A 15,205-nucleotide genomic window follows, 5' to 3' on the forward strand; every position below is an offset into this window, starting at 1 on the left:
GCGAGTGAAACGTATATCTGCATACAAATTCAATCTTCGTAAGTGATTGTTGTAAAATGGTTTTAGTGCTTTAGTATTAATTTTTGTTTATTTCTGTACATTTTTACTCACAAGGTTATGCACAGTTATTTTTTTAGGCTATAGTTTGAGGTTCCCGTAGATGGTTTTAGGGAACTGTTCTGTATCAAGCTCGATTGGGCTAGGCAAGGTTTAGTCTTCCACTGATTATTCGAGACGTACATCAAATGTGGTGTACATATCAAAATCAGCTAAACATTGCAGGCAGAGCCGTCAGTAACCAGATAAACCAAGCTCATTTTTTACAGCCAAGGGGCGAAAAAAATGAGTGCTTTGATTGGCTTGCTAGCGCCTGCTTATCAAGCGATTTGTGCCCCAGGCAACCCCGCTATGTTGGGTTGCCTGGGGCTTTCAAGTATTTGGGGCTGGCGTTTGCTGTTATTATTCAGTCTCACCTCGCGCTAAATTAGTGTCATTTTTAGTTTCTCCCCACCCCTATTTAATCCAAATAGCATCATATTTCAGTCAATTTCCGCCGCTATTTCATACAGATTAGTATTAGCTACACACAATGTTGTAGTATTGATTCGGTAACACCGTTTACTGCTGTTTATACTGGATTAATTGAATTTTTAAATGGAGTTTTGAATGAATAAGATGCTTATTGCTGCAGTGGTTGTCGCTGCGGGTGCTGGTGGATATTGGTATAGCCAGCAATCAACGCAGGTGTCGGCAAGCGATAATGCTGTATTAAGCTATGTGCCAGCAGATACCCCGATTTTCTCTGCTCAGCTACAACCTTTTCCTATTAAGTCTTATATCAATTCTCTTTCTGAGGCCTATAGGCAGTATCCTGCTGATGCCTTAGATGATCTCGAGCAAGAATCCGACCCTAAAACACGATTTATATTGAGCCTTGCTAAGTCATACATGGCGTCAATGAAAGACGGTAGCACTTTTATTCAAACCTTTGGCCTTGCAGAAAATATTCGTAGCTACTTTTACACGCTCGGCCTAATGCCGGTGATAAAAGTTGAAGTTGAAAATGCCGATGCGATTTGGGCGTTACTCGATAAAGCCGAGGCTGATAGTGGCTTTACTCACACAAATGCCAATTTAAAGGGCGTGGATTATCGTAGCTATCAGCTCACAGATGAAAGCGAAAAAGAGCATATTAATCTGATTGTTACAGTGCATGATGGCCTGCTGGTATCAACCATAACCACCTCTTTTAGTGAAGCTGTTTTACTGGAAACCGCACTAGGCGTGACACCAGTGGATAATTCAATTGTTGATGCACATATTATTGAAGACATCATCAAGAACAATGGCTTTATGAACGAAGGTGTGAGCTATATCAATCATAAAGAGATTGTCACTGCGCTAACCAGCACAGATGGAAATCAACTTGCAGGTCAGCTATCTAAGTTATTTGAAATGGTTGAAGAAGACCCTCTGGTAGAGCTTAGAACACCGGCATGTCAGCAGGAGCTTGCATCGATAGCCGATAATTGGCCGCGTACGGTGGCAGGTTATGATGAGCTTAAAGTTACCGACAAAGAAAGCATATTTGGTTTTAGAACGGTAGTAGAAAGTAATAACCAGGTGCTGCTAAATGCCTATCAAAAGCTGCGTGGATATATTCCAGCTTATGTACAAGACATTGACAATAGTGTGTTTACTTTCGGTCTTGGAATTGATGTTAACCAGATGGTGCCGTCATTAACGGCTATTTGGGACGACATGTTAACTCCGGAGTACCAGTGTGGCCCCCTTGCTGAAATGCAGGTGCAGATGAGCCAACAGAGCCCTGCAATGCTAGGCATGTTTACGGGGATGGCAAATGGCGTGAAAGGTATTGGTGTCTCGCTTATCGATTATAAGATCAGTGACAATCTTGATAATCCACAGCTTGAAAGCCTAGATGCGGTATTGAGTTTGTCTGCTGAAAACCCCGCAATGCTGTTTAACTTGGTGAAGCCTTTTGCACCTGAGCTGGCCAACATTCAGCTACCAGCTAATGGTGATGCAATCGATCTCAACACGATTATCCCAATACCAGCAGAGGTGAATGTCTCGCCAAAGTTGGCAGTTAAAGGGAATCACTTAGTGTTGTTTGCGGGCAATAAAGGTGAGGCTATCGCTAATAGCTTAGCGGCTGAAACGCTAGTCAATAATGGCTTGATGGTGATGTCTACTGATTACATGAAGATGTTTAAGCCTTTGCTAACCTTTATTGAGTTAACGGGCGAGCCTATACCTGAAGAGCTTGAGATGATGAAAGACTACGATATGCGCGTTAAGCTAAGTCTAGATATCGACCAGAAAGGCTTTGAGATTGACTCTTATGTTAACTCTCGCTCAACTCAGTAAAGCATTTATGCAATAATGAGCAATCGAAAACGCCAGCCAGTTACGGCTGGCGTTTTTATTTACCAATAGCATTATGGTTTGGAGTCAAGATGACTGAACAGGTTGTTTGTGGGGTATTTTTAAAAGCCAATGAAGTGAGGTTGGTTACCCTGTCGGGAAGTCGGGATACTCATCATGTTATCGCGCCTAAGGTGAATAAATTTAGCTTAGTGAAAAACCCGACTCAACAAGATACTCGTGAGTTTGTCGCGTTAATCAAGGCTTATATCAAGGAACATAAGCTTGATAAGTTAGTTGTCAATCGACGTGCGACAACGGGGCAAGGTGCTGGTGGCGCAGGCACTTTTTTAATGGAAGGCGCGATATTAGCCAGCGTAGAGATCGAGGTTGAGTTTGCTCATCCTGCTACACTAAGAGCAACAGATAAGCGTTGTAGTGACCTCAAAACACACAGACCTAAAACGGTCGACTTGGGCAAGGCTTACGATTTAGCGTTTGAGTGTCTGGGCTAGTGCGGAGTTGATCCTTAATCAGCTCTTTACGTATTAAGTAGCTAAAGCATTAAATAAATAAAGCTAAGTGTTTGATTTGACCGTGAGGCTAAATTGAATATTGATAATAAAAACAAAATACAAACAATTCATAGAGTCAAAATGATTCATTGAATCAAAAAGGTGAACAACATGATTAAACAGCTTTCAAAATTTGGATTTGTCGCATTATTGCTGATGCCACTCGCTGCGATGGCAACCGATTTAAAGGTGGGGGATATCGCACCTGACTTTAAACTGCAGGCAACAGATGGCCATTTTTACCAATTAAGTGACTACAAAGGTAAGCAAAATTTGGTTTTGGCCTGGTACCCAATGGCAAACACGCGTGGCTGTACTTTGGAATGTAAATCGTTAGTGGAAAAGGGTCACCTAATCCGTGAATATAACGCCGTATACATGATGGCCAGCGTTGATGATTTAGAAGATAACCAAGCCTTTGCCCGTGAGCAAAAGGCAGACTTTCCAATGCTTAGCGATCCAAGCAAAGAGACTGCCAAGGCATACGATGTACTTAACTTTGTTCGCGTTGCGAGCCGGGTGACATTTTACATCGGCACCGACGGTAAGATTTTAAAAATTGATGAAGATATCAATGCTAAAACAGCAGCGGAAGATATCGCCGCAAACTTGGCTGAACTGAATATTGAAAAGGTTAATCTAGAGTCTGCAACGCCTCAAGGCGACACCGATCAAGTTGACTAATTTCGATTAAACGGCACAGCAAAAATCCCTGCAATGGCGACATTGCAGGGATTTTTATTTGATAAATATCAGCTTAACTAGCTTAGTTATACAGATGAGGATTAAAACTCATCTTCCGTTTCACCCTGGATCCGCGCTTTTCTATCTTGCTCCTCTTCAAAAGCGGCTTGGATCTCGGCTAGCACCGCCTCAATATCGGCACTTTGCTCGCTCTCAATAAACTCACCTGTTAGCTCAGTATCGGGTAACAAGTCGCCAGACTCGAACTTAAGCCACATCTCTTGGGCATATTTACTGCCGAGCAGTGACGGCGCAAATTGACCGTAATACTGAGTCATATTATTCACATCACGTAATAACATGCGTTTAGCGTTATTGTTGGCAGCGGCATCGACCGCTTGAGGCAGATCAATGATCACAGGTCCAGTATGGTCGAGTAACACGTTAAACTCAGATAAGTCACCGTGAATAAGGCCTGCACATAGCATACGCTGCACATCTTTCATCACCATAGCATGGTGCGCGATGGCCATATCGGCGTTAAGAGTGACATCGTTAAGTCGTGGTGCCACATAACCGGCTTCATCTGTGATGAGCTCCATTAATAGCACACCATCAAAACAGCCATAAGGCGTAGGCACACGCACGCCAGCATCCGCTAGACGAAACAGTGCATCGACCTCGGCATTTTGCCATGCCTGCTCTTGTTCTTGGCGTCCGTAGTTAGATCCTTTCTCCATCGCCCTTGTTCGACGAGAGTTACGACCCTTACGTCCTTCACGGTATTCGACGGCTTTCTTAAAGCTGCGCTTATCAGCTTCTTTATAAATTTTGGCACAACGAACGTCGTCGCCACATCTAACTATGTAAACATCGGCTTCTTTGCCGCTCATTAATGGACGAATCACTTCGTCAATTAGTCCTTCATCAACCAGAGGTTGGAGTCGTTTTGGGGTTTTCATTGGGCTCTTATACCTTAGTTAGCCTGGTGATGGAATGCATTCGCTTATTATCATAGAAAAAAAATGACATTAATCAGTATTTGTTAGCCGAAAACCGCTAGCGTTTTTCTTGGGGAACGATAGCTAAAGTCCCCTTTAATGGCAGAAGCGATGCGTCTAACTTCTTGGTTGCGATAAGTTTAACAATCAGAGGATCCTCAAAGGCGAGCTGATTTAGCTGCATTGCTGGGGTAAGACCAACACCTGAGATCAGCTGACCGTTGGGAGCATACACAACTCCTTTACTAAATTGCACCTCAATACCACTGTTGGGCAAAGTCACGCGATGACGAGGGCTTAGACTGCCGCGGGTGGTTTCACCTATTAGCTCGACATGAGGCCATTGCAGCGAAGCGAGAGCTACCCATTCGCACTCTAGTTCGCAACTTGAATCAACTAATAAGGAGAGGTAATGACTCTGCTGCTGGCTGTTAGATACCTGAGTTGGATGATATTTACGTACTAGATAATCGCTAAATACGGATGCGGGAGGCTGATGAGTTTCAAACCCCTGGTTTTTTAGCTCAGCTTGTTCAAAAAAGCTTAATTGTGACATTGGTATGTAGCGCGTGGGAAGTTGGTCGGCTCTGGATGTCGCAAAGCGCTTGTATTGTAATAAACCGATACTTTGTGGCTTATGTTGTTTAGCAAAATGGGTAATCAGCCAAGCCATAAGCAAGGGTTGAGGCTGCTTAATTGCCCGGATATCAATAACCAGCGGCGCAGTGGGATCAGTGCTAAGCCCTGCTAATTGGCTTGAAAGTAACTCTATTGTGGCTGCGTCTATATTTGGGCTTAGGCGCACAACATCTAAAGGCAAGGTGCTCTGAGGTGGGCTCGTTTCTGGAGCTGTCACTTCTAGGGCATTTACTTTTGGTGGCAGCTCTTTTGCAGTCAGCAGATCTTGCGTCAGCTTGATAGAGCGTTGCAGGCTTGTTTCGCCATTACTTAGGGTTATTACGGTTTCATCTCTGTCACTAAGGCCAATATCTAGCCTTAATCTGGCAATCTGTTTTATCCAGCGGCTTTGCGCCTGAGTCGACAACTTTATTGGATCGGCAAGATAGGTCAGGCTCGCCTCTACCCAACGTCTCATTGGTAGTCCATCGATATGAGTCAGGTAGGGAAAGTCTGGTTCGAGTATTTCACCATGTTGGGTAAATGCTTGCCAGTACTGACCATCAAAGAGTATGTCTATTGGCAGTTGCTGCAAACGGCTTATGTTGCCCGAGGTATTTATGGGGAGCAGCGCTCCGGCGCCGGGATCATTGAGTTGGCTTAGTAGTTGTAGTAACTGCTGCTCCAACTGTATGGCATGGTTACTGTTAGTCGCTGACAGCAGCAGTGACTGAGTTGCATGTGTGATAGCGGTTACACGCTCAGGGTCCATGGCGGCAAAGGCGGAATGCTGCTTAATGGCTTCAACAAGGGTATCAATATCTTGCTGATACTGTCTGTGGTTAAGCGTGGTTTTACCTGGGCTGGAGGGAAGTGATAGGTGAATGAGCTGAGCAGTACTCGCGCAAATGAGTATAGCGAAAATGCTAATGATGCCCTTAAAGCTCAAGCTCATGCTTCATCCTTTTTAATGCAGGCTTGGCGTGGTATAGAACCAGGCCTGCTATAGATGTTTTTGGTATCGAGCCTACTACTGGTTATTCAATGCTGCTTACTCGTATCGCTTGCTGGCAGTCGCTCGCTGTCGATAGTGTGTTGTCAGTGACAGTAATGGCTAGTGGCGTCGATTACAAAATGTCGTTGATCGAAACCCCGATACCTATTCGTTGGTTATGTACATTGTAGTCGATTAAACTTTCGCCGTAGCCATTAAAATATTGAGTATAAAGTCTTAAGTTACCCAAAATCGGATAGCTCCAAGTAAACTCGACTGCGCCATAGTTAGGTTTTTGAATGTAGTTGCGCACCATTAAGGTAAACCTATGTTCATCGAGTCCGTAAACGCCAGTGAGCTCTACATTTCCCATATAATCAGTAATGTCGGGATTATCATCGCCTCGTGGTGAGCTGGGCGTCTCTTTTTCATCTTCAGGAATACGCCACCATGCCTTGGCTTCAATGGCAAAGGGACCATTATCAAATACCATCATGCCATAGAGCCTGTTCCAGCTACGAGAACGAGGGCCAGACTGGCCATTAGATTGATGCACAGCACCCAGCCCCCAAAAAGAGTTGGTCAGTGGTCCTAGCTGCCAATCGTTGGTAAACAGCATAAAGATCTCTGGCTCGTGGTTAGTCTCCCTAAACGGCGAGGAGATCTCTTTATTGTATACCTGCCAGTAAGACTGGTTGGTATAGGCCGCAAACAGATGACCGTTATCACCAAATACATTATGCCAAAGCGGAAACTTAAAGCTGATTTGAAACTTAGCTTCCATGTTATCTAAACCAAATGGATGCTCAGCGGCTTCCTCAGCAAAAGGAGCCATATTAGGTGATGCGCTGTAAGTCACAGGCAAAATGTAGTTCACTTTGTGCGGCGTGATGACATAGGGGAGATCGCCAGTGGCACTTTCCTCTGAGATGCGCTTATCGACTAATGACCTTTCTTTCTTTGGCTGGACTTCTATATTCGCGTTGCTGCTTTGTGTATCGGCAGCGTAAAGCGTAAATGAGCAACACACGCATAGCGGTATGAGTAGCGCACTAAGTTTGTTCATAACTTTCCCTGAGATTTGGTAGATCAATATGCAGCATTTTGTTATTTGTGCTGGATTCTACCTAGCTGCATAAAGATTTAACAGCTATTGAGCAGTCATGTAACACAAAGACACCTTTGATGGTGTGAAGTGCGAGCCTGTACGGCGCGTTGCTTATTTACTTGATTTTGTGACGCCTACTAGATCTAAATGCAATAACTTAGTGCTAAAAATGAGCTAAGAGAAAACCTTCATCAACGCCTTCGTCACGATAAATATTTTTTCCCTTTATTATACATGTACTTAATGGGTTTCTGGTTTAAGTAGTACGCTATTGAAAATCATTCAAATAACAAAAAGTTATAACGAGTAATAAATATCTATTTATTATGGAATAAGCAGCCCGCTATATTTCAACATAACGAAATAGAGTGAGGTAGCGTGATGGAGATTGTAGCTTTACCCGGTCAAGCCGAATTGGGCAAAGTATGGCTAGTGGGAGCAGGACCTGGTGATGTCGATCTACTGACGGTTAAAGCATATCGGGTGCTGCAAAGTGCCGATGCCGTACTTTATGACGCATTAGTGAGTGATGATATTCTTGCGCTTATCCCACAGCATGCCGAGAAAATTGCCGTCGGTAAACGCGCAGGCAAGCATAGCGCCGCGCAAAGTGAGATAAACCAGCTGCTGGTAACAAAGGCCTACACCCGTAAAAATGTCGTCCGTTTAAAAGGCGGCGACCCGTTTATTTTTGGACGTGGTGGCGAAGAACTCGAGACGATTGTTGCTGCCGGAGTCGATTTTGAAGTCGTGCCAGGAATAACCGCAGCGAGTGGCACTGCAGCCTATGCAGGTATCCCGCTTACTCACAGAGATTATGCTCAAGGCGTTACCTTTATTACTGGTCATTGCAAACTTGAGAGCCGTCCCATGGACTGGCAAGGCTATGCGAACCCCAATAATACTTTAGTGGTTTACATGGGGATCTTAAACGCAAGCCGGATAAAGCAAGGTTTGATGGGAGCCGGCAGAAAAGCTGACACCCCAGTGGCTATCGTATCGAAAGCCACGACTGCCGAGCAGCAAACTTTTGTAGGGACACTCGACAATATTGATGAGCTAGCTAATCATCCCGACTTAGTGATGCCAGCGTTGATGGTAATAGGTGAAGTGGTAGCGCTCGCCGATAGTTTAAATTGGTTTACCCCTAAAAAGACTAGCCAGCTCAATAGCTCTGAATTAGCCGCACAACTTAAATAAGCTACGCCTAAACGTAACTGCCCGGCCAACTCAATGATCCTGAGTTAGCCGTAATGAAAAATAATTGATTGAAGAATACGGAGAATTAGCATGGCCGCGAAAGAGTTAAGCCATTTGCAACAACTGGAAGCTGAGAGCATTCAAATTATCCGCGAAGTGGCGGCTGAATTCGATAACCCAGTGATGATGTATTCCATCGGTAAGGACTCTTCTGTGATGCTTCATCTTGCTCGCAAAGCTTTCTATCCGGGAAAGATCCCCTTCCCACTGTTACATGTCGACACCGATTGGAAGTTCAAAGAGATGATCGCCTTTCGTGATGCTCAGGCTAAAGAGTTTGGTTTTGAGCTACTGGTTCATAAAAACGCTGAAGGCATAGAGATGGGGATTAACCCATTTGAGCATGGCAGCGCTAAGCACACTGACATCATGAAGACCCAAGGATTAAAGCAGGCGCTGAATAAGTATGGCTTTGACGCCGCTTTTGGTGGCGCACGTCGCGATGAAGAGAAGTCTCGCGCTAAAGAGCGCGTCTATTCGTTCCGCGATAAGCACCATACATGGGACCCTAAGAATCAACGCCCAGAGCTATGGCGTACCTATAATGGTGCGGTGAATAAGGGCGAAAGCATTCGTGTGTTCCCGTTATCTAACTGGACTGAACTGGATATTTGGCAATATATCTATCAGGAAAATATCCAGCTTGTGCCGCTGTACTTTGCCCAAAAACGTCCGGTTGTCGAGCGCGATGGCATGATGATTATGGTTGATGACGACAGAATGCCACTTGCACAGGGCGAGCTGCCGAAAGAGGAGTTAGTGCGCTTTAGAACCTTAGGCTGCTACCCATTAACCGCAGCGATGCACTCAGAGGCCGACACGCTAGAGAAGATCATTGAAGAGATGTTATTGACTCGCTCAAGTGAGCGCCAAGGTAGGCTTATCGATTCAGATCAAAGTGCATCGATGGAACTGAAAAAACGTCAGGGCTATTTCTAAACGCATGTCATCTGGGATGAATGTGGACTAAGAATTCTAAGGAATCATTATGAATCAAGCAGTAAATAATAACGCGCGCCTGGCGGCAGAACTTGAAGATTTAGGTGTGAAGGAATACCTGTCATTACAACAGCATAAAGGGCTATTACGCTTCTTAACCTGCGGTAGTGTTGACGACGGCAAGAGTACCTTGATTGGTCGCTTGCTGCATGACAGCGCACAAATTTATGAAGATCAGCTTGCGAGCTTAAAGAGTGATAGCGCAAGGCTTGGCACCACGGGTGAAGAAGTGGATTTAGCCCTGTTGGTCGATGGCTTACAAGCAGAACGTGAGCAGGGCATTACTATCGATGTGGCTTATCGTTACTTTTCCAGTGACAAGCGTAAGTTTATTATTGCCGACACGCCAGGCCATGAACAGTACACGCGTAACATGGCAACGGGAGCATCTACCTGTGATTTAGCCGTGCTTTTGGTCGATGCGCGTTATGGCGTACAAACCCAAACCCGCCGTCATGCATTTATTGCATCGCAACTGGGTATTCGTCACTTTGTTGTTGCTATCAACAAAATGGATCTATTGGGCTTTGATGAACAAGTCTTTAATAACATTCGCGCCGAGTTTGCCGCGTTTGCCGAGCAGTTAGGTGATATTGATATTGATATTCGCTATGTGCCGTTGTCAGCCCTTAAAGGTGATAACGTGGTTGATGCCAGTAGTCAAACGCCTTGGTATAGCGGTGGCACGCTGTTAGAGCTATTAGAAACTATCGATACTCGCCGTGAGCTTAACAGCCTGCCGGTACGCTTTCCTGTGCAATATGTGCAGCGCCCCGATCTCGATTTTCGTGGTTTTTCCGGCACGCTGGCATCGGGTGTGATTAATGTCGGTGACGAGCTGGTGGCACTGCCATCGGGTAAGCGCAGTAAGGTTGCCCGTATCGTAACGTTTGATGGCGATCTTGAGCAGGCCGTTGCCGGCCAGGCGGTGACCTTAACCCTTGAAGATGAAATTGATATCTCAAGGGGCGATCTGTTATCGCAAGTCGACAACGCGCCAACACTGGCTAACCATGTCAGCGCCGATATCGCTTGGATGGATGAAAAGCCACTGCAATTAAACCAGCTATATGATCTGAAAGTTGCAGGTAAAAAGTTGCAAGCCAGCGTGGTAAAAATTGAATATGTGGTTGATGTTAATACCTTAGACCGTAATGACAGCAACAGTATTGGCCTTAATGATATGGCGCGAGTCACACTTGAGCTCAATGAGTCGATTGCTATCGACCCATACACGTTAATTCGTGATACCGGTGGCATGATCTTAATCGATCGTTTGTCTAACGCGACCGTTGCAGCCGTCATGGCGGTATCGAGCTCTAAAGAGCTTAAAACGGCTCAGCAATACAGTGATTTTGAACTTGAGCTCAATGCGTTAATTCGCAAGCAATATCCTCACTGGCAAGCGATTGATATCAGTAAGGTCGAGGGTTAGCCGTGGCTGATTTGTGGGTGTTATCGTGCATACTATTTGCCTTAGTCGCCGCCTTAATGGCGGGGCTATGGACACCTGCAGCGCTATTTTTTATTGCGTCGTTAACCACTTACTTACTTGGCATGGTGGAGCTGGAAACCACGTTAGCTAGCTTTACCAATGCTAGTTTAGTCACTCTAGTGCTGCTAATCATGTCGACTGCAGCGCTTGAGAAAACTTCGCTATTAGGCAAGTTAAGCCAGGTGGTCGGCCAAGGATCGCTGGCATCAACCATGGCTAAGCTAGGCTTGTCGACGGCACTATTATCGTCGTTTACGAACAATACCGCAGTGGTGGCATCACTCATTGGTGTGGTGCGCCGTAACCAGGCTCATGCACCGGCTAAGCTGTTGTTGCCGCTATCGTATGCGGCAATTTTAGGCGGAACGCTAACGCTTATTGGCACCTCGACTAACTTAATCGTCAACTCGTTTGTAGAAAATGCAGGCCTAGTACCTTTAGGTTTCTTTGAGTTTTCTATGATTGGCATCGTTATCGTTATTTCGGGCGTGGGGTTATTGGTGTTGTTAGCCAATTGGTTACCCGACAGGCGCGAAGAGTCTATCGATGAGGCTTTGCCTTACTTACTCGAAGCTCGGGTAGCAAAAGAGTCCTTATTGATAGGCCACAGCGTACAAGATAACCGCTTACGCGCGCTTAAAAAGCTGTATTTAGTTGAGCTTGAGCGCAGTGGTATTCGCATCTGCCCAGTGCCACCGCACTTAGTATTGCAAAGCGAAGATGTGCTGCGCTTTAGTGGCGCGGTGGAGTCGGTTGAGTTATTACATCAGTTTGATGGCCTTGAATGGTTTGGTAAGCAACAAGCCAAGGGACAAAATTTAATTGAAGCGGTATTGGCACCGAGTTCGACTCTCGTTGGTCGCTCACTGAAAGAGTCGACTTTTAGAGAGAAGTTTGATGGTGCGGTATTAGCTATTCGCCGTGGTCATCACCCGCTTAAAGGCGGTTTAGGTGACATAGAGTTGCAAGCGGGCGATGTGTTGTTAATCACCCCTGGTGACAGTTTTAGCAGCAACACTAAATTGGCGTCTGAATTTGCTGCCGTGAGTGGTTTAGATTTAAGTGTCAGGCTAGATCCTCGCCGCAGCCAATGGGTGTTAGCGGGATTTTTACTGACCATCTTAGCGAGTTTGACCGGTATTTTGCCGTTAGTAAAAGGGTTGGTTTTACTCTTGATGAGCTATCTAGCCATCGGGGCGGTGAGTCTTTCAGAGCTAAAGCGTCGTTTTCCGTTTGAGCTGGTAGTCATTGTTGGTAGCGCCTTAAGTTTGGCGAACTTGATGCTATCAACCGGACTTGCCGATGATATTGCCTCATTTATTTTAGCGGCGATTAATGGTTATGGGGTATTTGCGGCGTTTGTGGCGGTGTACTTCATGACCTTGTTGCTGACAGAACTGATTACCAATAATGCCGCTGCAGCGCTGTCGTTTCCGGTAGCGTATGCTATTTCGTTAAGTTATGGCGTAGATACTCGGCCGTTTATTTTAGCGGTCGTATTTGGTGCTAGTGCCAGCTTTATTTCGCCTTATGGATATCAAACTAACTTAATGGTTTATAACGCAGGTAATTATCGTTTTAGTGATTTTGTTCGACTGGGCTTACCTTTGTCACTGCTTTATTCGGCAATCGTATTGGTGTTGGTTCCGTTGTTGTTTCCCTTTTAAGCCTCTTGAATCGGTCTTGCTTGAATAGACTGATACTTGATTAGCGCTAGTGTTTGAATGAGCAAGTGCTTGTGTGAAGCAGGTATTTGAGAGAATTAAGTGTGCAGTTTACGCTTTTATAATGTTGAAGCACATTTGGCTATGTATTGTATAGATTAGATTTTTTGGAGTTTTTATGTCTGATATCGTTTGGCACCAGCACAGTATTGATAAGCAGTCTCGCGCGGATCAGAAAGGGCAGAATCCTATCTTATTGTGGTTCACAGGCCTGTCAGGTTCGGGTAAATCCACCTTAGCGGGCGCGCTTGAGCGGGCTTTATTTGATGCCGGATTTCACACTTACCTGCTTGATGGCGACAATGTGCGTCATGGTTTATGTAAAGATCTTGGCTTTAGCGCAGATGATCGTGATGAGAACCTTCGCCGAGTAGGAGAGGTGGCAAAATTGATGGTCGATGCAGGCCTTGTGGTGCTGTCTGCCTTTATCTCGCCAACGAGAGAAGAGCGCGAGCGTGTGCGTGCATTATTCGATAATGGTCAGTTTATTGAAGTGCATGTGTCGACGCCAATAGAAGTGTGTGAAGCGCGCGACCCTAAAGGCTTGTACAGCAAGGCGCGTGCAGGAGAGATTAAAAACTTTACTGGGATCTCAGCGCCTTATGAAGTGCCAACCGCAGCCGAGCTCACCATAGATACCAGCAAAGGTGACTTGGCGACACAGGTGAGTGCGTTACTGGATTACTTAGCGGCGATTCAGGTGATTGACTCAAAGAAGCTGAAAAAAGCGGTGTAAAGGCCCATGTGAAGCCCTTCGCTAACAGTGAGGTGCGTTGTTAGTCCCTACACTAAAAGGGATGATACCGATAGTGTGTTTATGCGAGACGAATAACTAGCCCCAAGGAACGTGATGAATATAAAAAGGATTTCGATTAAAGAACTCGATGATTTGGTCATGCTATTTGATCAATATATGGTTTTTTATAAGCAAGCATCGGCACCCGCTACCTATCGAAAATACTTAAATGAGCGTTTACAAAACGCTGATGCAACGGTGTTTATTGCCTATAGCTCAGAAGATAAGCCTATTGGATTTGTATTAAATTATCATACCTTTTCGTCGGTATCGCTGGGTAAAATCATCGTCTTAAACGACTTGTTTGTGGCAGCATCACATCGAAAGCAAGGCGTCGCCAATAGCTTAATTGATTGCGCTATCGATTTAGCCAAACAAACTGGCGCCGTTCGAGTGGACTTAGGTACAGCTAAAGATAATCTATCGGCTCAGGCGCTCTATGAAAAAATAGGCTTTGTGAAAGACACAGAGTATTTTGCCTATAGCTACTCTCTTTAAGGCTGATAACGGGCAAAGCTAGCAGCTAGCCTTACTTTGAATGATGAATGAGTAATGATAACAAGCAATGCGATGCCCTTATGAACCCCATAGGCATCGCATTTTTGTTTGTGCTTTTTCTAAGTCGCTAAGGTGACATTAGCTAAGGTGACATTAGCTAAGCTGTTGCTCGGTAAATAAGTCCTGGCTATTCAATCTTAAAATCTTGGGCAAACAGTACTCTCATCGCCTTGATATAGCTTTTATCGGTACTGAAAGGAATGAGTTGTGCTAGCTCATCGCCTATTGAAGTAAAGCGATAATAGCTGAAAAATAGTTGGCCGCTCTTAGGGGTGAGTTTGAGCTTTTGCTCGCTAAGAGAAAAGCTAATGGGCGTCTTACTGCTAAGCAATCCGGTCTCTAGTTCGCTGCGATGTAAAACTCCCGCCTCAACTAAGGTCAAAATATTAGAGTAGGGCAGGCCAAATTGAGACAGGCCGATATTGGTCGAGGTGGCTTTTTTAAAAAATTGCCCCAAGCCACTGGCATGTTTAAAACCGATAATAAGCTTGAGCCGAGTCTCATTGTTCACTAGGACCGACATACCGAGTGCCTTTTCTAAGATCTGCGCCTCTTTATGGGTTAACTGTTTCAGCGTGCTTAAGGTACGCAGGCTAAAATTGCCGGGAGAGGTGATCTCATTCGCTAAAATTCTGCCCCAAAGCTCCTGCATTTTACGGTTATGAATTTGCTCGGCCAATTGAAAAAACTGATGCGCCCAATCGGGGTCTAAATCCACGCCAGTCACATCGGATGGTGTGTGGCTGATGGCGATTTTGTAAATGGTTTCAAGGTTCTCTTGATACTGACAGGCCTGCTTCTGCGCCCTAAAAGCAGCACGTTCGCTAATCGAGGCAGTGCTAGCACGGTAGTCTTCCTCGCTGGCTAAACCAAGCATACGTCCCAGCAGAAGCGCTTTTTTACGGGCTGAAACATCAGCGGCTTTGCTGCTGTCTTTCGTTCTAGTTTTCACGGTATTGTTAGCCGTGCTTGTTACCGTTTCAACCATGGTTGTTTGTTCACCGT

The 15,205-nt window shown here is 45.2% G+C and carries 13 protein-coding genes; 9 read left to right on the forward strand and 4 right to left on the reverse strand.

Going from position 1 to position 15,205, the window contains the following annotated elements:
- Window positions 1–666: 666 nt before the first annotated feature.
- From ACVBJC_RS03160 to ACVBJC_RS03170, 3 genes are all read left to right on the forward strand, one after another.
- Entirely contained in the window at window positions 667–2,391 is a 1,725-nt protein-coding gene (locus ACVBJC_RS03160; RefSeq protein WP_447159429.1) for a hypothetical protein, read from the forward strand.
- Between the two features lie 89 nt (window positions 2,392–2,480).
- Window positions 2,481–2,903 (forward strand): DUF3010 family protein, encoded by a 423-nt coding sequence (locus ACVBJC_RS03165; RefSeq protein WP_447159430.1) that lies wholly within the window; start codon window positions 2,481–2,483, stop codon window positions 2,901–2,903.
- A gap of 171 nt (window positions 2,904–3,074) precedes the next feature.
- A complete protein-coding gene (locus ACVBJC_RS03170; RefSeq protein ID WP_447159431.1) occupies window positions 3,075–3,647 on the forward strand; it encodes a peroxiredoxin family protein in 573 nt (190 codons plus the stop codon).
- 101 nt (window positions 3,648–3,748) lie between these two features.
- Here the strand turns inward: ACVBJC_RS03170 and ACVBJC_RS03175 are convergent, their stop codons facing one another.
- The 3 genes from ACVBJC_RS03175 to ACVBJC_RS03185 all read right to left on the reverse strand — a co-directional run bounded on the left by ACVBJC_RS03175 (window position 3,749) and on the right by ACVBJC_RS03185 (window position 7,326).
- Window positions 3,749–4,609 (reverse strand): PA4780 family RIO1-like protein kinase, encoded by an 861-nt coding sequence (locus ACVBJC_RS03175; RefSeq protein ID WP_447159432.1) that lies wholly within the window; start codon window positions 4,607–4,609, stop codon window positions 3,749–3,751.
- Between the two features lie 97 nt (window positions 4,610–4,706).
- Complete coding sequence (locus ACVBJC_RS03180; RefSeq protein WP_447159433.1) at window positions 4,707–6,221, reverse strand: hypothetical protein; 1,515 nt, start codon at window positions 6,219–6,221, stop codon at window positions 4,707–4,709.
- Window positions 6,222–6,393: 172 nt separating this feature from the next.
- Window positions 6,394–7,326, reverse strand: a complete 933-nt coding sequence (locus ACVBJC_RS03185; RefSeq protein ID WP_447159434.1) for a phospholipase A — start codon at window positions 7,324–7,326, stop codon at window positions 6,394–6,396.
- 423 nt (window positions 7,327–7,749) lie between these two features.
- On the opposite strand from ACVBJC_RS03185, the gene cobA reads away from it, so the two are divergent.
- The 6 genes from cobA to ACVBJC_RS03215 all read left to right on the forward strand — a co-directional run bounded on the left by cobA (window position 7,750) and on the right by ACVBJC_RS03215 (window position 14,140).
- On the forward strand, window positions 7,750–8,568 hold the full coding sequence (cobA, locus tag ACVBJC_RS03190; RefSeq protein WP_442529463.1) for a uroporphyrinogen-III C-methyltransferase: 819 nt from the start codon (window positions 7,750–7,752) through the stop codon (window positions 8,566–8,568).
- Between the two features lie 90 nt (window positions 8,569–8,658).
- A complete protein-coding gene (gene cysD, locus ACVBJC_RS03195) occupies window positions 8,659–9,567 on the forward strand; it encodes a sulfate adenylyltransferase subunit CysD (RefSeq protein WP_447159435.1) in 909 nt (302 codons plus the stop codon).
- A 49-nt stretch (window positions 9,568–9,616) separates the two neighbouring features.
- A complete protein-coding gene (gene cysN / locus ACVBJC_RS03200; RefSeq protein ID WP_447159436.1) occupies window positions 9,617–11,062 on the forward strand; it encodes a sulfate adenylyltransferase subunit CysN in 1,446 nt (481 codons plus the stop codon).
- A 2-nt stretch (window positions 11,063–11,064) separates the two neighbouring features.
- Window positions 11,065–12,789: an SLC13 family permease gene (locus ACVBJC_RS03205; protein WP_447159437.1), complete on the forward strand. Its 1,725-nt coding sequence runs from the start codon at window positions 11,065–11,067 to the stop codon at window positions 12,787–12,789.
- A 175-nt stretch (window positions 12,790–12,964) separates the two neighbouring features.
- On the forward strand, window positions 12,965–13,582 hold the full coding sequence (gene cysC, locus ACVBJC_RS03210; protein WP_447159438.1) for an adenylyl-sulfate kinase: 618 nt from the start codon (window positions 12,965–12,967) through the stop codon (window positions 13,580–13,582).
- Window positions 13,583–13,696: 114 nt separating this feature from the next.
- Entirely contained in the window at window positions 13,697–14,140 is a 444-nt protein-coding gene (locus ACVBJC_RS03215; RefSeq protein ID WP_447159439.1) for a GNAT family N-acetyltransferase, read from the forward strand.
- 187 nt (window positions 14,141–14,327) lie between these two features.
- On the opposite strand, the gene ACVBJC_RS03220 is transcribed toward ACVBJC_RS03215, so the two are convergent.
- Window positions 14,328–15,188: a TIGR03899 family protein gene (locus tag ACVBJC_RS03220; RefSeq protein ID WP_447159577.1), complete on the reverse strand. Its 861-nt coding sequence runs from the start codon at window positions 15,186–15,188 to the stop codon at window positions 14,328–14,330.
- Window positions 15,189–15,205: the final 17 nt, after the last annotated feature.

The organism is Shewanella sp. 0m-6, from assembly GCF_052977325.1.